This window comes from Paenibacillus sp. FSL k6-2145, assembly GCF_037976585.1.
Taxonomy (GTDB): Bacteria; Bacillota; Bacilli; order Paenibacillales; family Paenibacillaceae; genus Paenibacillus.
The window spans coordinates 6,106,700-6,126,731 of sequence record NZ_CP150267.1 but is presented as its reverse complement, the minus strand read 5'-3'; the positions used below and the strand labels follow the sequence as shown (position 1 = coordinate 6,126,731).

Genomic DNA, 20,032 nt, shown 5'->3' with positions numbered 1-20,032 from the left:
ACAAGTTCAGGTTACAAAATTGTGATATATTGAACTCTGCCGAAACTTCCGGACAGGGAGTGCGGGGGATGTAACGATGCAGATTGTGCAGGGGGAAGATCTACAGCACACTGCTTGGGGTGAATTAGGGGTACATAACGTTTTAAATGTAATGAAGAACCTATAGGGTGGGCTCCTCATCCGAATCCGACAACTAACTTCGCAGGCACAATGAGGGAGGAAGACCATGATTAACAAGAAACGTATAGCCAAAACAGCAGTAGCATTATTGACAACAGCAATGCTCATTCAAGCCGTTCCGGCTCACGCCGATTCAGTTCATGTGGCCAAAGAAGGGGATACCTTCTACACCTTATCAAAACAATATGGAGTAGCAATGAACACGTTGGTTAAAGCAAATAACGACATTTCACCTTACAATATTTATGGTGGTTTGAAAATTACGATTCCCGGTAAGGCAAACAATGTAGCTGCCGCGGCGACGGAGAGCAAGACCCAAGCCAAAACGGTTACCACAGCAAGCTTGGACGTTAACGCAGATAACAAAGTGGTTCAAGCCTGGGGTAAAACATTTGATTACAGCAAAGCTGTGAACGTGAAAGCAACGGCATACTCTGCAGATCCGTCTGAAAATGGAGGATGGGGTGCAGTCGATTATTTCGGAAATGACCTTGAACTGGGTACGATTGCAGTTGATCCAAGTGTAATTCCACTCGGAACCAAAGTACTGGTAACTGGTCATAGCCATCCAGGATTGCCAAAACAGGCTTTTGTAGCCACAGCGCGTGATGTGGGCGGTGCAATCAAGGGTCACCGGATTGATATCTTTATCCCGGGTAGCAAACAGTCCGTAAGCACATTTGGATTTCAGGATATCGAGCTGTACATTCTTAAGTAGAAAGTAAATTACATCTAACAAATTCAAACAGGGTGTCTGCCAGTCGCTAATTTGCGATTGAACAGCACCCTTTTAATATTGCATTTATTTGCTATCGCAGTCATCTTAATCTTTGGCCTTTGGCAATCCCAACATCTCGTCCAAGGTGACCAGTTCATACCCCCGGTTACGCAGTTCTTCAATTATTTCAGGCAATGCCTCAATCGTACCGTTCAGGTTAGATCCCACACCGCCTCCTGCATGTTGCAGAACGATGGAGCCAGGTTTCACGGCAGATAGGATGTTATCCTTCACCTCTTCCTTGGAGAGGCCTTTCCAGTCCAGTGAGTCAACGTTCCAGTTTACAATGCTATAGTGTTGTCTAGCAGCCCATTGCAGCTGTTCTTCATTAATGTCTCCATAAGGTGGCCGAATTATCTTGGGCGTATATCCCGCTAAATGTCGAATAATATCCCCGGTATGTAAAATTTGTTTGCGAAAGGCATTCATCGACAGCTTACTGAATTCAGGATGATTGTAGCTGTGATTACCAACCATATGCCCTTCCTTAACGATGCGTTTCACCAGATCCGGATGTTTCTCAGCACGACTACCCACGATGAAGAATGTAGCTCTGACATTGTATTTCTTCAATACATCCAGCACTGGTGGAGTAAACCGTGGATCAGGTACATCATCAAAAGTCAGTGCAACCTTCTTTGTTGAAGGACCATTGGTTTTGAACGTATCGGCATATTTTTGACGTAACTGTCCCAATGTCAGTTGTTCTTCTTCCGCAGAATCCGAACCTGATACTGATTCACTTGGCGGGCTTGAAACATCCCGCGATGAAACTGGAGCATGATATCCTCCGAGAAAAATAACGATAACCATCAGCATAATGAGGCGTACGCGCATAATAACGGCCTCCTTTTCCAAAATGACGTTCTTCTTGGTATGCCCGGGGGTTTCATAAAATATGCGTAGTGTGAGAAGTTTCATTGCGGATTTAGCTTATGACAGCCATAATTCCTCCATATATAACATATAGAAAAGGATAGGTGGATAGGATATGAGTACATATGATTTGAAATCCATACGTTTACAGGTGATTGAAGCAGGAGAGGATAAGGTTTTTCTCGTTACCGGAGGAAAGGCGCATATTGGCGCCGTAGCCACGTTCTACGTGGATCATGAGCGCGTCAGCGGGACGACGGTACATATTCCTGGGCATAAGGAACAAGAGCTGTGTGAGCGGCTTGCCCGAAAGGCTGCCCTGCAGCTGAAAGTAACCGTTACGGTGATCATGGGTATTCATTTTGATTCCATCACGCGGATGCAGATCGACGAAATCGTGCAGACTGCAGAGAGGTTGATGGAGGATCATTTGAACAAAGATAAACGAACTTCCTGACATAAGAGCCATCGAATGTTTTGATTTTATTTGCTAAAATTGAAACGAGTTGTAGATTGTTACGTATGTATGTTTATATACGATGTAATATCGACTAGGAGGAATAACATAATGTCCATTTTCAAACGTTTGCGTGATCTAACCATGTCTAACATCAATGCCATAATTGACAAGGCGGAAGATCCAATCAAGATGACGGACCAATATATCCGTGACATGCAAGAGGATCTGGAAGATGCGGAGAAAGCAGTAGCTCAACAGATCGCCATTGAGAAGAAATTCAAGCAGTTGTTCGAAGAGCAGGAAGCTCTTGTGAAGAAACGTGAAGAGCAGGCGCATACGGCGGCACGTGCTCAGAATCTGGATTTGGCTCGACGTGCCCTGGAAGAGAAAAAGGCTGCTGAAGAGAAGATGGCTGAGTACAAAACTAGCTATGACCAAAATAAGGCTTCTGCAGATAACCTGCGTGGCAAGCTCGACGAGATGCGTAAGCAACTGACTCAAATGAAGAACAAACGCGAAACACTGGTAGCACGTTACAATGCAGCAAAAGCCCAAACGGAAATCAACAAAGCGTTGAATGGGTTTGGTTCTGATACTGCAAGTGCTGGTATGAAGCGTATGGAAGAGAAAATGATGCAGATGGAAGCACAGGCGGAAGCAAGTAACGAAATGTCTTCCAAAGGCAAGTCTTTGGATGAAGAGTTCGAGAAGTTGGGTAAAGATCAGGCTGTTGAAGACGAACTCGCAGCATTGATGAAACAGTACGATAATAAGAACTAATACCTTGGTTGTCAGCAGGGTTAACCAGCGGAGGAGAAGAGTATTTCTCCTTCGCTTTTAAATGCGGTTCATGTTGATATGTGGGGGCTGTGTAAATGGATTTGAATATTTTGGCGATGCTGGTCTGGACCGGATCTGGTTCGGTTTTGCTGTTTGTCTTGATGTATGTAGATTCACTGTTTACGAAATATAAGGATTTTGCTGAAGTTAAGGCGGGCAATATGGCCGTTACTACACGAATGGTTATGAAATTATTTGCACAAGGATATGTACTCGCTACGTCCATTTCTACGGCTGGTCATCTTGGAGAAGCATTGTTGGTCTCCGTTGTATCCTTTATCATTTTGTTGATTCTGGAGAGTGTTGTACACTTTATGATTCGCAAGTGGGCCAATCTGGATCTGGATACGGGAATTCAGCAAGGGAAGACAGGATACGGGTTGTTCTCTGGCGCTTTACATATCGTGGGCGCACTGATTATTGCAGCTTGTTTATAAGATAAGGAACAGGAGTAATTCTCATGAGTGTATGGAAACGAATTAAAGGAATACTAACAAAACCTGAACCACCGCAGGCAGAGAAAACGATGCTTCAGCTTGCACCTGGTGATATCTGTGAGGTTTCTCTGGTCACTTATGAAGTCGTTGGTCGGGTACAAAATCGCGCTAGAAATGCAGTTGTGCTCACGCTGCAGGATGGTACCGCATTTCGATATTTGCATATCGAAGAACGGGAACTCACACGTTACGCTCTATATACACCAATTGATGGCAGGCTTGATGCACCTGATGAGGTGCCCACATTGCTGGACCTGGATGGACGCGCATTTCATCTGGAGGAAGAGTATGGAGGCATGGTATCAACGGCAGGTAGAACTCCATATGGCCAGGCTGGAGAACAATTGGTATGGCAGTATCAGTCGGATGATAATATGCTTCTTCGAGTGGAGTGGCAAGACAGAAGATTTACACTGTATGAGGGTGAGTCCATTCTTCCTGCGGATATCAAAGTAATTCGTTCGAGCTAGGAGAGGTTCCCAATGAAAAAACGCTTGGCACATGGATTAAAATTAATGCTGGTCCTCAGCCTTGTGATGTCTCTGTTGTCCGCGTGCGGAGCACCTTCTGTTCAGGACACATATCCGCTTGAATCGGTTAACGGCAGTGGTAACTCAACGTCCTATGTGTACCGGGCTTCAGACCGTACCGTTCCGGAAGTGGCTCAGGAATTGTCTGACCAAAGGCAACCAGATCAGATCTCGGCAGAGAACACAGAGCGTATGTTCCTCGTGTATCAGGACGAGTATTATCACCTGCAACAAGACCCGAATAAGCCGGAGGATACCTTGGTTGAGGTGGACTCCAAGGAATATGTTCGGCAGAACTACGATTCATCTTTTTTACAAGGTTACCTCACCGCTACATTAATTGGTAATCTGTTCGATTCTTTTGGCGGGCGAGGGTATGGCAACTATCGGGGATATACCAATAAAGATACGTATAAACCGAGTGCAGGATCTTATCGTGCACCAACAAGTAATGACAAGAAGCTTGCTCCACCTATTACTGTTGATCGGAAAGGTACGATTACAAGGCGCGGAAGCGATAAAGATTCAAGCGTGGGATCTGGCGGAGGATTATTCAACCGCAACAAGGATCAGAGCAAGGGAACCATTGATCGTAACAAGAGCAGTGGCGGGTTGTTTGATTCACCTAAGAAATCCTACAAAAAACCAAAAACCAGAGTGGGCGGCGGCCGAATTAAGAGGCGAAGATAATAAACATCTAATCATAAGGATGGCTGCCAATCGCATAGTTCATTTAAGAACAGTGACAAGGGAAGGCGGATTCACCTCGCCGGCACATGACCTTGGAGCTGTTCTTTTTCGTTTACGATTTGCGAACATGATTTGACTTGCGTACACGGGGAATCGTTGAAGCAGGCTGTTTGCGAATCCAGCGGATAAAGGGGACCATTCGTTCATCCTGTCTCAAGGACTGCAGGTCCGTGAGACCAAGGGTTACAATGTCGCGATTAGTGTATAGGGAATGAATCTGTTTGTGACAGGGGATGCACAGGTTGGCTGTTGGCAGAAATGTTCCTCCCATTTCTTTCGGTGTCAGATGATGAACGGTCGTGTTTACAGGTTCTCTGCCGCATAATTCACATCGTTTACTCATGATCATCGCCTCCCTTTGTCAATATTATGGGCAGACAAGATGCCTTTCATGTTGAATATAGGTGAAGGAATGTTACACCTGTATGAAATAAGATTTTGTCACAGTATTCAATACGTGATGTACTTGTTATCTTACAGTATTCGGGCTACACTTTCTTAAAAGATGAATGTCTCTAGGAGGTAAGAATACTTTTGAAACTGAACTCACATTCACATGATATGACAACTGCCAAATTCAATCGTACAGCTGTACAGGTGCCGGATGCCCAAGCCAAAATCGCTGCAAGAGTTACTTTAGGCTCCATAGAGAAAGTTCACCTTGAATCTGCTCATGGCCGTACACTTGCAGAGACGATTCAAGCACCTCATCCGTATCCATTCTTCCGGAGATCGGGTATGGATGGATTCGCGATTATAAGTACAGATACCATAGATGCATCGAGTGATCATCAAGTTTGGTTTCGTGTAATTGATGAAATTCCTTGTGGCTACACCTCGGATCACACCATTGTTTCAGGTACAACTGCTCGCATCATGACGGGTGCACAGGTTCCGGAAGGTGCGGATGCGGTAGTCATGATGGAGATGACCGAGAGTAAGGTAGAGAACGGAGAACAGTGGATTGCACTGAAACGGCACATATTGTCGGGTGCTAACATCACCCCAATTGGACTGGAAGTCCAAGAGGGACAGCAACTGCTCGAAGCAGGAACGATCATCAGGGCAGGAGAGCAGTCTGTGTTAGCTACTTTTGGCATAGCAGAAGTTCCCGTATTTCAACGTCCAAAGGTGGCGATATTCGCAACCGGCACGGAATTGCTTGATGTTGACGAGCCATTACAACCAGGTCGGATTCGAAACAGCAACAGTTACATGCTGCGCTCTCTGGTCGTTGAAGCAGGTGGAGAGCCTGTGATGTACGGTTCTATTGCGGACGATGTGAATACGGCAAGGGCCAAACTGGAAGAAGCCATTCAAGATAATGATATCGTGGTGACCACAGGCGGTGTATCCGTCGGGGATTATGATATTATGGGCGAACTTGTGCTGGAAGAACATGTGGAGATGTTGTTTAACAAAGTGACGATGCGACCAGGCAGTGTGACCACAGCTGCTGTATATAAAGATAAATTGCTTTTTGCACTTTCGGGTAACCCGGGAGCTTGTTTTGTAGGTTTTAGTATGTTTGTTCGTCCAACCATTCGTTCCATGCAGGCGGATGCTCATCCTTATTTGGAAGAATGGACTGCGATCTTGGAAGAAGAGTACACCAAAGTGAACAATTTTACACGGTTCGTACGTGGACGTACAGAGATCCGCAACGGAATGGTGTATGCGATACCGGCTGCTGCCCGTGTAGATGAATCCAGTGTGATGATCACCATTAAGGACAGTGATTGCCTGATTGTTGTCCCGCCTGAGAAAAAAGGTATTCCTGCGGGTGAGCAGGTACGTATTATTAAACTTCCCACAGGTCATGTGAGGTAGTTGATAGATGACTACAATGAGTGATACAAAACCACATATCATACAGATTGTTGGATACAAAAACACGGGCAAGACAACCCTGACAGCCGCGCTGATTAGGCACTTTTCTTCTATGGGACTTAAAGTAGCAGCGATTAAGCATGATGGACATGATCATTTTGAGATGGATCAAGAAGGAACGGATTCGTATCAATTTGGGGAGTCGGGGGCCTCGGCGGTGGTTGTCATGTCCGAGAAACGTACTGCGATTATGGAGCGACAGGCAACCAAGCTGGAGGATATGTTAAGTCATCTGTCCGGTTATGATTGGATTGTCATTGAAGGATTCAAGGATGCTTCTTATCCCAAATTCGTGATGGTTCGAGAAGAGGAAGATCTGACCTTGGTTGATCAGCTTAAAGGGGTAGTTGGTATGATCTCATGGTTACCTTCAGAGCAGTTTATAGAGCGGAGCACCGTAAGCAGAGATATAACATGGTACTCGGTTCATGAAACGGAGGATATAGCCAAAGCGTTGTTACAGATGGTTGAGAGCAAGTGAAGACAGAATGGTGAATTCGAATCGTGGAAACGTCAAGAAGTGGGATATTATGGTGGCTTCACATGATTGAATGTACAGAGAGCGTGATTGATTCTTTTTTAAATATAACGTAATATTTATTATGTAAACTATAATCATTTCTACTTATGCTCTTCTTCTTGAATGATGCAAAAAAACAAAAAAGCAGCAGACCTTTCTCGGATCGAAATCCTTGATGTGGCTTGCTGCTTTTATTCTGTTCGGGATGTTACATCCCGTCATCAGTACGACGTTCGATGGCTTCGGACATCGTTTTGTCGGTAAGGTGAGCATAGATCTCGGTCGTTTCCGTAGAAGCGTGTCCAAGCTGCTCTTTCGTTTTGTAAATATCATTTTGCAAATAATAGTCGGTTGCGAATGAATGGCGTAATTTGTGCACAGTCAAGTATGGTTTGCCAAAGCGCTTGGCGTATTTCATAATCATGGCCTGGATCGCTCTTTTGGTCATTCGACTTCCTTCTGAATCTCCGTTACGCAAAGCAATGAACAGACCTTTCTCACGCTTGGGCGTACGGTAACGTGATTGCCGCAGGTTCATATAAGTTGCGAGTTCGTCCTTGGCTTGCTCCCTGAAATAAACGGGTGTTTTGTACGTCTCATCATTGTTACCTTTGCGATAAACATACAGGAGTTTGTTGTTCAGATCGAGGTCATCGACGTTCAGATTCACAACCTCCGACACCCGTAAACCTGAATTGAGGATCAGGCTGGCAATGCAGGCGTCCCGTTCTTTGTTGAGCTCATGGGAATACAGTGCCTGTTTGTTCTTTTCCATATCAACAGCGTACCCTTCAAGGATATAGCCGATAAATTCCAGCAGTTCCTCTTCCTCCAGAATTTTACCTTTGAGTTTGGCAGCGGTGTCCTTGGGTTTATGGGTTCGTTTGATCTCGATTTTGGCCATAATGTTCCGCTTCAGCAAAGGATAAAAGTCTTCATCTTCCGCAATCTGGCTCAAATAATGGAAAAGGGAACGAAGGGAAGAGAGTTTGCGAGATACGGTAATTCTGGAATTGGTTCCTTCCCGTTTGGTTGTGAGAAATAACCGATAGGCGGTAACCGAATCCATGCGAAGGACTTCCAGTTCATTCAAAGTTACTTCTTTATTAGAGCTTGCCTCGGACAGCCCTTCTGCTCGCAACCATCCGAAGAAAGCTTCGTAATCTCTCAGATATTCGAGCAGGGTAGAGGGGGACAGGTCAGGTAGCTTGTAGTCCATGAATTGCTGAACGAACCAAGGCATGGAAGGTAGTTTGTCATCCAGCTTGCGTCGATCAATCTCTTTTTGCACGTTGGTCAAGTTCGACACCTCCATGTGAAAAACATATAAGATTAATATTCAATTTAATAATATTCTATGCTCTAGTGTACCATAATTTACATGCTCACAGCTTGTTCACCAAAGCAGGCAGTAAGTAGGGATGCTTCCTTGCCCTTCGGCGCGTAAACCTTTAAAGTAATTAGTATACGTAAAGCAGAGGAGGTGAACCGGATGAATATGAAAATAGAACTGGTTCCCCGGGAACGCAGTCAGGTGATTCGGCATTTAATGCAATTTTATCTATATGATTTTACCAAATATCTGAATATTGATGTAGACAGTAACGGCATTTTTCCGGAATATCCCGGTCTGGAGGCATTCTGGGCAGAAGAGGATCGCAAGTTTCCTTTTTTGATTACAAGTGATGGGGCACCTGCAGGGTTTGCTCTGGTGGAGAAGTTAGAGCCTGGAAGTAAGGATAATGACTACTATTTGACTGAGTTTTTTGTGATGCAAAAATATCGGCGCAGTGGAGTGGGCACTCGAGCAGCATATGAGCTGTTCAAACGTTTTTCAGGAAGATGGAAAGTGACCCAGGTTCGTAACAATGTTATTGCGCAGGCGTTCTGGCGAAAAATTATAGGGGAGTATACTGGAGGACGCTTTCGAGAAAAGTTCCATCCGGAACTGGGTAATCCAAGCCAGTATTTTGTAACCTGATTCCAGTCGGGGTTTACCTACATACAAAGCATTCTGCTTGAATGCTGAAACTAAGAATCTAATGAAGGAGTGAGTGACATGAACGTACCCACATTCCATCTCGATGGACAGACAGCACTGGTGACAGGTGCAGGGAGAGGGATCGGAAAAGCAATTGCGATTGGACTTGCCCAGTCAGGCAGTGACGTTGTACTTGTATCCCGAACGATGAAAGAAATTGAGGAGACAGCCACCTACATCTATGAACAGACAGGGCGTAAAGCGCTCGCTCTGACTGCGGATGTGACATCAAAAGAACAACTGGAAGAGACGTTTCAAGAGGCAATCTCGGAGATGGGTAGTCTGGACATTCTGGTGAATAACGCAGGTATGAACATACGGACACCAGCACTTGAAGTAACGGATGAGCAGTGGGAGACCATTATGCAAACAAACTTAAAATCGGCTTTCTTTGCTTCGCAATTGGCGGGTCTGCATATGAAAGAACGTGGGACTGGGAAGATCATTAATATCTCTTCGGTAGGCGGCCACACGGCTCTTCGAACTGGGGTCGTATATGGTGCGACCAAAGCTGCATTAATTCATATGACCAAAGTTCTCGCATTGGAATGGGGGAAATATGGAATCCGTGTCAATTCAGTAGGACCATGGTATTTCCGAACACCTTTGACTGAAAAGCTACTGGATGATCCCCAGTATTTGCAGGAAATTGTAAGCCGCACACCGCTACAGCGAGTGGGAGAACTGGAAGAAGTGGTAGGGCCAGTTGTATTCCTGGCATCAGATGCAGCGGGATACATAACGGGTCAGACGTTATTGGTTGACGGTGGAATGTCCATTTATGGTTTCTAAATAAATGAAGTTGGTTGTAGTTTAGAAAAGTGGGTGGCATAACCAACTCATGGGTAATAACATAGGGAAAGTTAATCATTTCTATTTATCTGTACCCAATTCACTGAACTTGGAGGAAGATAACCATGGAAACGCGCAAGTACGGTAATACTGGCATGAACGTAAGTACACTTGGATTTGGCGGAGCGGAAATAGGCAAAAATGTATCCAAAACGGATGTAGCGACATTGCTGAATAGTGCCCTCGATGCTGGATTAAACGTAATTGACACGGCTGAATGTTACGGGGACAGCGAGGAATTAATCGGTGAGGTGCTGTCACATCGGCGTGATGACTACTATTTGTTCACCAAATGTGGACATGCTGCCGGGATCGAAGGTCCAGATTGGGATGCCAAAGTACTGGAGCAAACAATTGACCGTAGTTTGAAACGTTTGAAAACGGACTATGTGGATGTTATCCATTTGCATAGCTGCTCTGAAGAAGTACTCCGCCAAGGAGCAGTAATCGAAGTGCTACAGCGTGCCAAGGAAGCAGGAAAGACCAGATTTATCGGATACAGTGGGGATACAACAGATGCGCTATATGCGATTCAGACCGGAGTATTTGACAGCCTGGAGACTTCATTAAATATCGCAGATCAGGAAGCAATTGAACTTACGTTGCCTGAGGCAAGAAAAAGAAACATGGGTGTAATCGCGAAAAGACCAATTGCCAATGCGGCCTGGACGTATGAAACACTTTCGGAAGAGGCTTATCCATTTATATACTGGAAGCGCTTAAGTGAACTAAACTATGGTTTTCTGGGTGAAGATGCCCAGGCAGCGGTGGAAACAGCACTGCGATTTACGCTAAGTACCGAAGGTGTAGACACAGCTATTGTAGGAACAGCCAAGCCAAATCGCTGGCAGCAAAATGCTGATCTTGTGGCTAAAGGCGCATTACCACAGGAAATTTATGATGAGATTAGAGCACGATGGAAAGAAATCGCCGGAGCAGATTGGACTGGCCGGACTTAAAAAATGAAGAATATTAGCGAAGCCGCCATTATGGCGGCTTTTTTTATGACCAACATAAAATATTTTCAATATATGAAAAATTCATAATAATATTCGGAACAGAGGCTGCGAAAAACTTTAGGGGATAATGTCTATACATCAGCCTAGTCCGAAAACCGGTGAAAAAGGATAAAAAGGAAAAATCCCAGGAAGTAGCCCTTCTTATAAACAACTAAATTTATAAAAAACGACGAAGCTATTAAGAAAATACGAAAAAGAGGCAGTCTACGTTCAATTTAAAAGAAATAACGACTTATTCTATAATATTTCATCATATGAAAAATTCACAATAGAAAAATCATTTTCTCACCTTAGTTACCATCTCTCATATAGCCACAGTGACGCACCTCCAAGTTTAAAAGGAAAACCATTCTAAGCGATTGAAGTCAACCACTTTTTTTTGCGGATTTAAATAGAATTTAAAATATATTTTTATGAATAATGCCTAAAAGCATACAGCTTAATTCCATTATCAGAATGTTTTTAACATATTAATTATTATGTAAACTAATAATAATTCTTTTGGCAATACAGACATAAAACCTCCATGACCTGTAAATCGTAAGGGGATAAGGCAGAAGGAGGAGCTTCATGAAAAGTCAGCAACACCGTAAAAACGACGACGAAAAACTAAGTTGGGTCAGCCTATCCTTGTTTGGCGCGGGTTGCACACTGGGAACGGGATTTTTTCTAGGGACCAGTCTGGCGATTCATTGGGCTGGCATATCCGTACTTATATTGTTGGTGCTGGCGGCGGCAGGTACTTACTTTGTATTTGGTGCACTGGCACAGATGACCGCAGAAGATCCAAAGGAAGGTGCTTTTCGAACGTATGCAGGCGAAGCATTCGGACCTTGGGCTGGTTTTGGTAGTGGATGGATGTACTGGTTCTCTGAAATGCTCATCATGGGCAGCTCATTAACGGCACTTGGGTTGTTCTCTCAATTCTGGTTTCCCAAGTTTCCGCTTTGGGCATTTGTTGCGATCTATGCCGCTATAGGTTTGTTCATTGCTGCATTGGGAGCGAAGGGATTAACCAAAACGGAGAATATTCTTGCTGTAATCAAACTTGCTGCAACGGTTGCATTTATAGCTATAGCAGGAGCGGCATGTCTGGGTTGGTTACCTGTAAAAGTAACACCAGAGCAATTGAAGAATGAATGGTTCCCGCATGGAGGTAAAGGGGTATGGACCGGTTTCATCTATGCATTCTTTGCTTTTGCCGGGATCGAGGTTATGGGCTTAATGGCAGCTAACCTGAAAGAACCAAAAGATGCAGTGAAATCAGGTCGAGTAATGTTATTATCGGTGAGTACACTCTATGTGATTTCAATTGCGTTGATCCTGTTGCTTGTGCCTTCAGCTCAGTTAACTCCAGATGAAAGTCCGCTTGTCAAAGCCATGTCAACCATTGGATTAACCGTTGTGGTCCACATTCTCAACGGAATTCTGATTATAGCCGGATTTTCGACGATGGTGGCTTCGTTATATGCCATTACGTCCATGTTGGTGAAACTCGCAGAAGATGGAGATGCACCAAAGCTGTTCACAAAGACCTGGGGTAAAAAGGACATGCCAATTCAGGCATTGTGTTGCACAGCGGCTGGATTAGTCCTGTCTACGTTGATGGCATTATGGATGCCCAAGAGTTTGTTTGAATATGTGACGACAGCAGGTAGTCTGGTATTAATGTATACATGGCTGCTCATCTGCATCACGTACATTAAGAAAATGAAGCCCGTGAAGTGGAATCGCATCAAAGTATGGATTGCCATAGTATTCATTGTGGCTGCTGTGGCCGGGACAGCGATGGAAAAAGCCAGCAGAACAGGTCTGCTGGCAAGTGTGGGACTTGTGGTGTTCCTTGGGATTATCACATATGTTGTTCATAAGGTACGTGGCTCGAAACCACCGCAGTCAGCACCATCCAAACCATAAGCAAGTTTCAGCAACTTTCGTGGAAGTTGCACAACGAATTAATGAGTGCTTTAAAATTATTTCGTCAACTTGCCTAGGGCTTGCTTCATCCGCATGAAGGGACATTTGGAAGGTGTCTGCTCATCATCAGGCAGAAAATACTGTTTCCATTCCAGATTATCCTGCTGACCATACCACATCAGCGAAGGGTGAGCAGGGACAGCATCATACGCAGCGAGACGTTTGCGAATCAAGGTTTTCATTTTACGGCCAAGAGGGGTGTTGTCATTAATGGATTCGAATACCCAACGTGGTTGAAAGGCAAACATGAGATAAGGAAAATGCCGGCTGGCTCGGAGTTCATGTGCAGGAGTTGCACAGAAACAAAAGTAAGGCTCTCCGCCAAAGCAAAACTCCCATGATGAATCATGAGGATCGGTTGAAATATGTTCCGGCCACGGCTCGGTATCGTGTGAACTTACCCGATTAAGCATTTGCCAGAATAACGTCTGATATTGCTCTACCGTTGTATGATCTTTCAGATCACTTGGCGTCTCACAGATCACAACCATGGAAGCGTAATGACCGGTGTCTCTGGAGACAGGACCATATTGTCTAAGCAGATCGGCCATATCTTCGGCAGCATGTTCAGATCGTGGGTCACACGTAAAGCCGTACCTCAAATGTCCTGACAGAAACCCCATTCGTCCAGGTACACATGGATACGTATTATCTTCGTCGGCGATCATTTTACCAAATTGCGAATAAGCGTCCTGCTGCCAAGATGGAAGACGCTCAAACAAGGTGTTTATTTCGTCGGCACTATACAGCTCCGCCATTGATTCCCAACTCCATTCCACATGATACCGTTACAGTATTAATGTGGGGGAAGTTGGGTGACTGTCCAGTCTGATTTTATTGTCAGAAAAAAATGGAACGTACAGCTTCGTACCCAAAATACAAACCAAATCCGATCAGGCAGATTCCCGAAATGATGGAGATCCAGCGTAATACATTTTCACTGCTATGTTTGTGGAATCGACTGGCCATTCCAGCCATAATGACATCCCACACCAGGATACCAATGAATATGCCTGAGCTGTAGAGCAGCAAATGAGCCATGTCCGTGTGCTTCACAGTTGTCGCGAGAATAGAGCCATAGATCCCAAGCCAAAATAAAATGTTCAGTGGATTGGACAGGGCCATTAAAAAGCCGGAAATAAAGGATTTTCGAACAGTCGCTTCCGCAGTAGAGGTACCTTGAATCCCCTGTTTCAGCTTCGAGAGCGTTTCCACTCCCGTGTAAATCAGAATAAAACTGCCAAATGACCAGAGAAAAGAGCGCATGAACGGCGTGTCCAGAAAATGGGCAACTCCAAAATAAATCAGCAGCATATACACCAAGTCTGCAAACATAGCTCCGAGTCCTAGAATCCAGGCATGCATGAATCCATGTCGAGCTCCACGGTCCAGTTGAGCAGCATTAATCGGACCGATTGGAGCGGACAATGATATTCCCAGAATAATATAACTGAACAGTACAGACATAAACACGTTCACTCCTTAACGGGTTCGACGAATTGTACCAGTAGTCACATAAAAAGGGTACAAGTCATCGTATTCCCGCAAGGAGTGAATTAGAACAAACTGTGAGGATATAACACTTTAAACGGCAGGCGACTCCACATCGAGTTGAACAGGTGTACAATGATAGCCATTGCAAGAACTTTCCTCGCACGGACAAGCTGATAAACCGATGATCAGATCCATCAAAGCTTCCATTTCAACATAATCCCCTGCACATGATTCGGGAGCGATAACATCAATTTTGCCTTCACCATCTACTACGGAATTCATAAACAGATTGAAAGGATAATGTTGATCCGGGGGAGAGATACCGAAAGGTTCAAGAGCAGTATTCAGATTATTATAACAACTGGGATGATCCTTCTTATCATACAAGAACTCATACATTTCCGGACGACAAGCGGAATTAAAAAAATCATGTATGCCAGCAGTTTCACTTACAATGCTAATCAGAGGTTCATAACGGTTGGAATATAGACATTGTCCCGGTTTAATCCTGTAATTGCGCAGGACATCAAGGGTTACCCCGGGATCAAGCCGATTATTAATATTCTGTGCATCATAAGCGACAAAATCAACCACTTGCTGCCCCTCCAGATCAGTTATACGGATCAGTGAGCCTTTTTTCACTTTAAGAGCGTAGCCTGTCTTGGCAGGAATGTGAATAGATTGCTTATGAGATTCCGTTGAATTCATCCCTATCTCCTCCGAGGTCTTTTACTTCAGTATGCGGAGATGACATTGCTTTCATGCACTATAGCAAGTGATACAGGCATGTGAATATGAAGAATAAGAATAGGGTGGATAAAAGATTACTCATCAGAAACGGTGAAATATTTCGTTTATGCTGGAAACAGTGGATTACCTTTCATTCCAATCCAGAGGTCTGATTGTTCAAGCTGTGCAGCCAGATGTAATAACCAATCTTCGTGTCCTTTGGTAGCCATCACTTGAACGCCCATTGGCAAACCTTCAGGTGTCATATGAAGAGGCACACTAATCGCAGGTTGGCCTGTTAAATTCGCAAGCTGGGTGAAAGGTGTATACGTAAGACTTGGCTCAAACATTTCATAGATGAGTTGCTGCTGCTGGGTCTTGTCCAATTCACTGATTCGCATCAGATTACGGATCTGTTCGTCATGAGGTGTTAATTCACCAATCTTAGGCGCAGGAAAAGCATTAACAGGTGTGACGTAGAAGTCATAACGCTCAAATAAGGTGGACATCTGAGCTGCAGCTACATCCCATTCTGCTAAGCTATGTACAAATTCCGCAGCGGACACCTTTTTGCCTGCTTCAGCCAGAACCCAGGATTCAATCTCCATATCATCGGAGGTCAGAGCCCGGCCCATGGACCGTTCCATGGAAGAGATCATCGCGGCCATCTCACCACTGTTCATCATGTAATAGTTCTCCATCAACCGAACTCCATTGACTGGACTCAGTTTTTCTTCAACATGATGACCTTGATCTTCCAACCAGCGAACGAGCTTGTATACAGACTCTTTGGCTTCTGCGCTGACAGGTGTTCCCACGGGCGAATCCGTTGTGTATGCAATTTTCAGTTTGCGTTGATGTGGATAGCTCATATCTGCCAAGTAACTGCCTGGAAAGAGTGGAGCATGGAATGCAGCTTCAGGTTGAATGACTTGTAAAGTATCAAGCAATGCAGCACTGTCCCGAACCGAGCGAGAGAGGGCAAAATCAATCGATGCGCCTTGCCATTGACGACCAACTCCCGGTCCTACAGGTGTGCGCCCGCGGGTTGGCTTTAATCCAAACAATCCGCTAAAGGAAGCCGGGATACGGATCGAACCTCCTCCGTCACTGGCTCCGGCAAGAGGAACAATACCTGAAGCTACAGCGGCAGCGGCACCACCACTTGAACCACCTGGGGAGTGATTGATATTCCATGGATTACGAGTTGGACCATGAAGCCGGGGCTCGGTAATATTTTTCAAACCAAATTCAGGCGTATTGGTATGTCCTATGAAGATAAAGCCTGCATCACGGAGTCGAGTGACAAAATTGGAATTGCGTAATGCCCGATGCTCGCTGAACAGACGGGAGCCTGAAGTCAGAAATTCGCCTTCCAAGGATTGCGAGATATCTTTCAGGAGCAGGGGCACACCGGCAAAAGGTTGTTCTCCAGGGCGAACCAAACCGGCTTCCTCACGTGCGCGATTTTCATATGTACGAATTACCGCATTAAGTTGCGGATTCACTTCTTCAAGGCGTGCAAACGCCGCTTCCAGCATTTCAACCGGGGATACTTCCCGGGATCGGATCAGTTCAGCCAAACCTACGGCGTCGTAGGAGTTATATGAGAATGAAGACATCATGATCGTTCCTCTCTGAATATAATTCATCTGTTTATTCCATATGTCATCGTACCACCGGATTGGATAAAAGACAAAACATAGAAGAGACTTAGCGCGATGATTTTGATATTCGGTATGAGAGGAGAGAAAAGAGGGGCATTTGCATTTGAGATATAGAAATAAAGCACAGGGTTAATAGCTCATATTGCAAATTGAGAAAATGATCGAGTAATATCGAGTAAATTGAGTAATGGAAATAAAAAACCACTGCTCATCTAATTTGATGTGCAATGGTTTCTTTTTATATTTGACTATTTGTTTATATGTGAACCTCAGATATACCCACTTACTCTGTACGCAGCTTCGGTGCAGCATCGGCCGCAGTTGATGATCTTTCCTGCTGTCTGGAAATGGCGAAGAGGGCCACCCAGATCAGGATAAAACCAAGCAGCTGCTCCCATGTAATCAGTGTACGGAAAGCGATCCAGTTCACCAACACACCCGCCATCGGGAAGCTAAGTTCCGCGAGTGTTGCAACAGACGCTTTGGTTGACGACAGACCTTTGTAATACAACAGAAGACTGAGCAAACCTGGTAACAATGCCTGACCGAGAATGTTGAGGATGACAGCAGTCTGTTCACCCGTTCCGGACGGAAATGTCCATGCCGCACCTTCGTTCCACGTCATAAAGATCAGGAGTGGAAGAGCAACGACAAAGCGCAGGGAGGTGACCGTTTCATAACGCGCCTGCCCCAGCATCAACCGGCCCATAACGGTTGAACCTCCCCATAAGGCAGCAGCCCCAAGGGATAACAAGCTTCCAGCATGAATCCAGTTGTCCCAGTTACCTAATGGCAATGTGAAGCCAAATGTAAGCAGGTACGTTCCTGCTAATGCTATGAAGAACAATCCACCGAAGCGACGAGGCAACGTTTCTTTTAATAATAGTTTAGCCAGCACGATAGCGAAGAGTGGTTGCATTTTTTGCAATAAAAGCACCGTATTCGGATCGTTATGTGTTAGTGCCATGGTGAACAATACCGTTGCGAGTGCTGATCCTCCCCATGAAATAAAAATCACGGCAATCCAGTGGCGAGCGCGCAGGTTTTTCAGATCAGCCCGAAATTTCCACAGCACGGGTATGGCAATAAGACTGACGATGATGTGTTCCACCAGTACAATCTGCGTGGATGTCATCGTGTTTAGCAAAATAATGCGGAAGAGTGGGTCGACACCCCATAAGGCGGCGCCGAGAACTACAAGCCAGAATCCGGTATTACTTCGTTCCTTGCGGTAAACAGGTGATGCTGCTGATGTCTTTTCCATATTCAGGACTCCTTCGTCAGAACACGGAATCTTCAGTTGGCAAAATCGACAAAAGCCCCCGTTTTGGTATATACCAAATAAACGGGGGCTCATCCAAAGACATGCGTCAGGAAAGAGGCCTTCCCATAAACGGCATGTCAATGTGTTGATCTTCTCTCATCCGGACTATACCGTCGGCCTTGGATTCACACCAAGTCAGTCGCTAGATGTCCTTCGTTAAGAACTAATAGCGAGTCGCGGGCTGGTTCCGAAGAACATCACCGCCGGTTGGGAATTGCACCCTACCCCGAAGATCCTATTCAATTATATAGTGTGTTGAACAAGCTGTAACATTAATAAGTTCATCTTATTCCTGTAAGCGCTAGCAGTTCAAGCATTTTTTTTAGAAAACGATTTTCCAGCTTCCTTGCTGTCTGCGAAGGAGCACGATCTGACCTGCGTGATACGCATCATGGAGTACCCAGCGAGCTAGTTCGTGTGCCCATTTCTCTTCGGAGTCCATATATGCGGCTTCAAGATCTGACTCTTGTAGTGCAGCCAATTGATCTCGCAACTGCTGGGCTAATCGAGTTGTACCCTGTAGCAGTGTATTCCATCCAGCTGCATCCGTCGGATCTCCGGAATTCCCAAACGTGTATTCATTGGAGTCTACAGCAGGAAGGGTAGGCTCCTTACCTTGCATGCGACATAATAAGCGATGGTTGTAATAATACATATGGTTAACCAACTGCCAGATGCTTAATCCCCCTGAGGGTGGAATCCAGGCTGCTTGTTCTGCTGTAAGACCCTCCAAGGATTTCGACAAAGGTACAATCCAATTACATTGATCCCAAGTATCATCCTTTTGAATAAGTAATACATCTAGTGCTGTTGTTTTTGTCATTGTCTTTTCCTCCTTGTGTATAATTGTGATTTGTGATGTAACTAGCTAAAACTGATCAATGAGGTTACACTTAATATAACACATCAAAGATGAGTTGTAACCTTCTTTATTTAATTAGATAGTTACAATAAACGGAGGTATATATGGACAGGTTATGGACCGATTTTGTAAACAGCGATTATCACGACTGGCGTGGGGGAGATCGATCGGAGGACAGACTAGGGAAGGCGAGCTGGCAGCAAGATTTTCTGGAACGATGGCAACTTAACGCTTCTGTCCCTTCATCTCCAGAAGATGAGTTGTCGATGAGAAATTTCAGGAATGAATTGATGGCTCTTGGAGCCCGCTTGTCTTCTGGAGAATCATTAACGGATATAGAAAAACAATGGTTGAATGGCGTTATGGAAGCAGGGCATGTGAGAAGAACATTGACTACAATTGATCAGGGACTGAAACTCCAACTGGTAGCTGTAGAAACGGGTTGGCATCAGGTTATGGCTGAGGTAGCTGCTGATTTTGCTACGACTTTGGTAGAGGGAGAAGGCGGCAGGATTCGGATATGTGATAATTCGGATTGTCGCTGGATGTTTTATGATGATACCCGAAGCAGAACACAGAAGTACTGTGATGATAAGATGTGTGGAAATCTGATGAAGGTCAGAAGATTTCGGGCGAAACGCAAATCCCAAAATTGATAAATACTAACAATAACTATATAATGTATATATACTAGCGAAAAAATAGTCAGAAGCAGTACAGATTCGTAAGCAGGATGTGATCGTCTT

General features: G+C 44.8%; 22 protein-coding genes and 2 riboswitches. Of the genes, 13 read left to right on the top strand and 9 right to left on the bottom strand.

The features are described 5' to 3' along the window. Nucleotides 1–27: 27 nt before the first annotated feature. Nucleotides 28–224: riboswitch (cyclic di-AMP (ydaO/yuaA leader) on the top strand. Between the two features lie 2 nt (nt 225–226). Beyond that, nucleotides 227–898, top strand: a complete 672-nt coding sequence (locus tag NZ043_RS26935; RefSeq protein WP_091029414.1) for a 3D domain-containing protein — start codon at nt 227–229, stop codon at nt 896–898. Nucleotides 899–1,003: 105 nt separating this feature from the next. On the opposite strand, the gene NZ043_RS26930 is transcribed toward NZ043_RS26935, so the two are convergent. Next, on the bottom strand, nt 1,004–1,795 hold the full coding sequence (locus tag NZ043_RS26930) for a polysaccharide deacetylase family protein (RefSeq protein WP_339309707.1): 792 nt from the start codon (nt 1,793–1,795) through the stop codon (nt 1,004–1,006). 154 nt (nt 1,796–1,949) lie between these two features. Here NZ043_RS26930 and NZ043_RS26925 point away from each other — a divergent pair, with 154 nt between their 5' ends. The 5 genes from NZ043_RS26925 (at nt 1,950) to NZ043_RS26905 (ending at nt 4,851) form a co-directional block, all read left to right on the top strand. Then, nucleotides 1,950–2,291, top strand: a complete 342-nt coding sequence (locus NZ043_RS26925) for a hypothetical protein (protein ID WP_133385176.1) — start codon at nt 1,950–1,952, stop codon at nt 2,289–2,291. A 111-nt stretch (nt 2,292–2,402) separates the two neighbouring features. Next, nucleotides 2,403–3,074: a PspA/IM30 family protein gene (locus NZ043_RS26920; RefSeq protein WP_076210133.1), complete on the top strand. Its 672-nt coding sequence runs from the start codon at nt 2,403–2,405 to the stop codon at nt 3,072–3,074. Between the two features lie 95 nt (nt 3,075–3,169). After that, nucleotides 3,170–3,571 (top strand): DUF350 domain-containing protein, encoded by a 402-nt coding sequence (locus tag NZ043_RS26915; RefSeq protein ID WP_036613690.1) that lies wholly within the window; start codon nt 3,170–3,172, stop codon nt 3,569–3,571. A gap of 23 nt (nt 3,572–3,594) precedes the next feature. Beyond that, complete coding sequence (locus tag NZ043_RS26910) at nt 3,595–4,101, top strand: DUF4178 domain-containing protein (RefSeq protein WP_076210134.1); 507 nt, start codon at nt 3,595–3,597, stop codon at nt 4,099–4,101. Between the two features lie 12 nt (nt 4,102–4,113). Then, nucleotides 4,114–4,851, top strand: coding sequence for a DUF4247 domain-containing protein (locus NZ043_RS26905; RefSeq protein WP_091029419.1), 738 nt, complete (start codon nt 4,114–4,116; stop codon nt 4,849–4,851). A 112-nt stretch (nt 4,852–4,963) separates the two neighbouring features. Here the strand turns inward: NZ043_RS26905 and NZ043_RS26900 are convergent, their stop codons facing one another. Continuing rightward, complete coding sequence (locus NZ043_RS26900; protein ID WP_215077703.1) at nt 4,964–5,254, bottom strand: HNH endonuclease; 291 nt, start codon at nt 5,252–5,254, stop codon at nt 4,964–4,966. A gap of 218 nt (nt 5,255–5,472) precedes the next feature. Here NZ043_RS26900 and glp point away from each other — a divergent pair, with 218 nt between their 5' ends. Then, nucleotides 5,473–6,741, top strand: a complete 1,269-nt coding sequence (gene glp, locus NZ043_RS26895; protein WP_339312883.1) for a gephyrin-like molybdotransferase Glp — start codon at nt 5,473–5,475, stop codon at nt 6,739–6,741. Between the two features lie 7 nt (nt 6,742–6,748). After that, nucleotides 6,749–7,282 carry a molybdopterin-guanine dinucleotide biosynthesis protein B gene (mobB, locus tag NZ043_RS26890; protein WP_339309706.1) on the top strand — a complete coding sequence of 178 codons (534 nt, stop codon included), beginning with the start codon at nt 6,749–6,751 and terminating at the stop codon, nt 7,280–7,282. 247 nt (nt 7,283–7,529) lie between these two features. On the opposite strand, the gene xerS is transcribed toward mobB, so the two are convergent. Then, complete coding sequence (gene xerS / locus NZ043_RS26885) at nt 7,530–8,636, bottom strand: tyrosine recombinase XerS (protein ID WP_091029427.1); 1,107 nt, start codon at nt 8,634–8,636, stop codon at nt 7,530–7,532. 177 nt (nt 8,637–8,813) lie between these two features. Here xerS and NZ043_RS26880 point away from each other — a divergent pair, with 177 nt between their 5' ends. From NZ043_RS26880 to NZ043_RS26865, 4 genes are all read left to right on the top strand, one after another. Further along, on the top strand, nt 8,814–9,302 hold the full coding sequence (locus NZ043_RS26880; protein WP_339309705.1) for a GNAT family N-acetyltransferase: 489 nt from the start codon (nt 8,814–8,816) through the stop codon (nt 9,300–9,302). A gap of 78 nt (nt 9,303–9,380) precedes the next feature. Further along, the gene (locus NZ043_RS26875) at nt 9,381–10,154 is read left to right on the top strand and encodes a glucose 1-dehydrogenase (protein ID WP_339309704.1); all 774 of its coding nucleotides are present in this window, start codon (nt 9,381–9,383) and stop codon (nt 10,152–10,154) included. A 125-nt stretch (nt 10,155–10,279) separates the two neighbouring features. Beyond that, nucleotides 10,280–11,173 (top strand): aldo/keto reductase, encoded by an 894-nt coding sequence (locus NZ043_RS26870; protein ID WP_339309703.1) that lies wholly within the window; start codon nt 10,280–10,282, stop codon nt 11,171–11,173. Nucleotides 11,174–11,803: 630 nt separating this feature from the next. Further along, nucleotides 11,804–13,150, top strand: coding sequence for an amino acid permease (locus tag NZ043_RS26865; protein WP_091029434.1), 1,347 nt, complete (start codon nt 11,804–11,806; stop codon nt 13,148–13,150). 56 nt (nt 13,151–13,206) lie between these two features. Here the strand turns inward: NZ043_RS26865 and NZ043_RS26860 are convergent, their stop codons facing one another. The 6 genes from NZ043_RS26860 to NZ043_RS26835 form a co-directional block, all read right to left on the bottom strand. Next, entirely contained in the window at nt 13,207–13,968 is a 762-nt protein-coding gene (locus NZ043_RS26860; RefSeq protein WP_036613709.1) for a YqcI/YcgG family protein, read from the bottom strand. 82 nt (nt 13,969–14,050) lie between these two features. Further along, nucleotides 14,051–14,677 carry a LysE family translocator gene (locus NZ043_RS26855; protein WP_091029439.1) on the bottom strand — a complete coding sequence of 209 codons (627 nt, stop codon included), beginning with the start codon at nt 14,675–14,677 and terminating at the stop codon, nt 14,051–14,053. A gap of 117 nt (nt 14,678–14,794) precedes the next feature. After that, a complete protein-coding gene (locus NZ043_RS26850) occupies nt 14,795–15,412 on the bottom strand; it encodes an urea carboxylase-associated family protein (protein ID WP_339309702.1) in 618 nt (205 codons plus the stop codon). A gap of 146 nt (nt 15,413–15,558) precedes the next feature. Next, the gene (locus NZ043_RS26845) at nt 15,559–17,055 is read right to left on the bottom strand and encodes an amidase (RefSeq protein ID WP_339312880.1); all 1,497 of its coding nucleotides are present in this window, start codon (nt 17,053–17,055) and stop codon (nt 15,559–15,561) included. Between the two features lie 328 nt (nt 17,056–17,383). Beyond that, nucleotides 17,384–18,364, bottom strand: a complete 981-nt coding sequence (locus tag NZ043_RS26840; RefSeq protein WP_047843351.1) for a DMT family transporter — start codon at nt 18,362–18,364, stop codon at nt 17,384–17,386. A gap of 144 nt (nt 18,365–18,508) precedes the next feature. Next, nucleotides 18,509–18,662: riboswitch (FMN riboswitch) on the bottom strand. An 84-nt stretch (nt 18,663–18,746) separates the two neighbouring features. Beyond that, nucleotides 18,747–19,247 (bottom strand): DinB family protein, encoded by a 501-nt coding sequence (locus NZ043_RS26835; RefSeq protein ID WP_091029446.1) that lies wholly within the window; start codon nt 19,245–19,247, stop codon nt 18,747–18,749. A gap of 143 nt (nt 19,248–19,390) precedes the next feature. Between NZ043_RS26835 and NZ043_RS26830 the strand changes: the two genes are divergently transcribed. Next, nucleotides 19,391–19,942 (top strand): CGNR zinc finger domain-containing protein, encoded by a 552-nt coding sequence (locus NZ043_RS26830; RefSeq protein ID WP_133385163.1) that lies wholly within the window; start codon nt 19,391–19,393, stop codon nt 19,940–19,942. Nucleotides 19,943–20,032 lie beyond the last annotated feature (90 nt).

What these genes read in the sequence shown, in the direction of transcription:
- glp (WP_339312883.1), top strand. Translation starts at nt 5,473, where the DNA reads ATGACAACTGCCAAATTCAATCGTACAGCTGTACAGGTGCCGGATGCC.
- NZ043_RS26845 (WP_339312880.1), bottom strand. Translation starts at nt 17,055, where the DNA reads ATGTCTTCATTCTCATATAACTCCTACGACGCCGTAGGTTTGGCTGAA.
- NZ043_RS26920 (WP_076210133.1), top strand. Translation starts at nt 2,403, where the DNA reads ATGTCCATTTTCAAACGTTTGCGTGATCTAACCATGTCTAACATCAAT.
- NZ043_RS26905 (WP_091029419.1), top strand. Translation starts at nt 4,114, where the DNA reads ATGAAAAAACGCTTGGCACATGGATTAAAATTAATGCTGGTCCTCAGC.
- mobB (WP_339309706.1), top strand. Translation starts at nt 6,749, where the DNA reads ATGACTACAATGAGTGATACAAAACCACATATCATACAGATTGTTGGA.
- NZ043_RS26855 (WP_091029439.1), bottom strand. Translation starts at nt 14,677, where the DNA reads ATGTCTGTACTGTTCAGTTATATTATTCTGGGAATATCATTGTCCGCT.
- xerS (WP_091029427.1), bottom strand. Translation starts at nt 8,636, where the DNA reads ATGGAGGTGTCGAACTTGACCAACGTGCAAAAAGAGATTGATCGACGC.
- NZ043_RS26900 (WP_215077703.1), bottom strand. Translation starts at nt 5,254, where the DNA reads ATGAGTAAACGATGTGAATTATGCGGCAGAGAACCTGTAAACACGACC.
- NZ043_RS26930 (WP_339309707.1), bottom strand. Translation starts at nt 1,795, where the DNA reads ATGCGCGTACGCCTCATTATGCTGATGGTTATCGTTATTTTTCTCGGA.
- NZ043_RS26840 (WP_047843351.1), bottom strand. Translation starts at nt 18,364, where the DNA reads ATGGAAAAGACATCAGCAGCATCACCTGTTTACCGCAAGGAACGAAGT.
- NZ043_RS26875 (WP_339309704.1), top strand. Translation starts at nt 9,381, where the DNA reads ATGAACGTACCCACATTCCATCTCGATGGACAGACAGCACTGGTGACA.
- NZ043_RS26925 (WP_133385176.1), top strand. Translation starts at nt 1,950, where the DNA reads ATGAGTACATATGATTTGAAATCCATACGTTTACAGGTGATTGAAGCA.
- NZ043_RS26935 (WP_091029414.1), top strand. Translation starts at nt 227, where the DNA reads ATGATTAACAAGAAACGTATAGCCAAAACAGCAGTAGCATTATTGACA.
- NZ043_RS26880 (WP_339309705.1), top strand. Translation starts at nt 8,814, where the DNA reads ATGAATATGAAAATAGAACTGGTTCCCCGGGAACGCAGTCAGGTGATT.
- NZ043_RS26850 (WP_339309702.1), bottom strand. Translation starts at nt 15,412, where the DNA reads ATGAATTCAACGGAATCTCATAAGCAATCTATTCACATTCCTGCCAAG.
- NZ043_RS26860 (WP_036613709.1), bottom strand. Translation starts at nt 13,968, where the DNA reads ATGGCGGAGCTGTATAGTGCCGACGAAATAAACACCTTGTTTGAGCGT.
- NZ043_RS26865 (WP_091029434.1), top strand. Translation starts at nt 11,804, where the DNA reads ATGAAAAGTCAGCAACACCGTAAAAACGACGACGAAAAACTAAGTTGG.
- NZ043_RS26870 (WP_339309703.1), top strand. Translation starts at nt 10,280, where the DNA reads ATGGAAACGCGCAAGTACGGTAATACTGGCATGAACGTAAGTACACTT.
- NZ043_RS26910 (WP_076210134.1), top strand. Translation starts at nt 3,595, where the DNA reads ATGAGTGTATGGAAACGAATTAAAGGAATACTAACAAAACCTGAACCA.
- NZ043_RS26830 (WP_133385163.1), top strand. Translation starts at nt 19,391, where the DNA reads ATGGACAGGTTATGGACCGATTTTGTAAACAGCGATTATCACGACTGG.
- NZ043_RS26915 (WP_036613690.1), top strand. Translation starts at nt 3,170, where the DNA reads ATGGATTTGAATATTTTGGCGATGCTGGTCTGGACCGGATCTGGTTCG.
- NZ043_RS26835 (WP_091029446.1), bottom strand. Translation starts at nt 19,247, where the DNA reads ATGACAAAAACAACAGCACTAGATGTATTACTTATTCAAAAGGATGAT.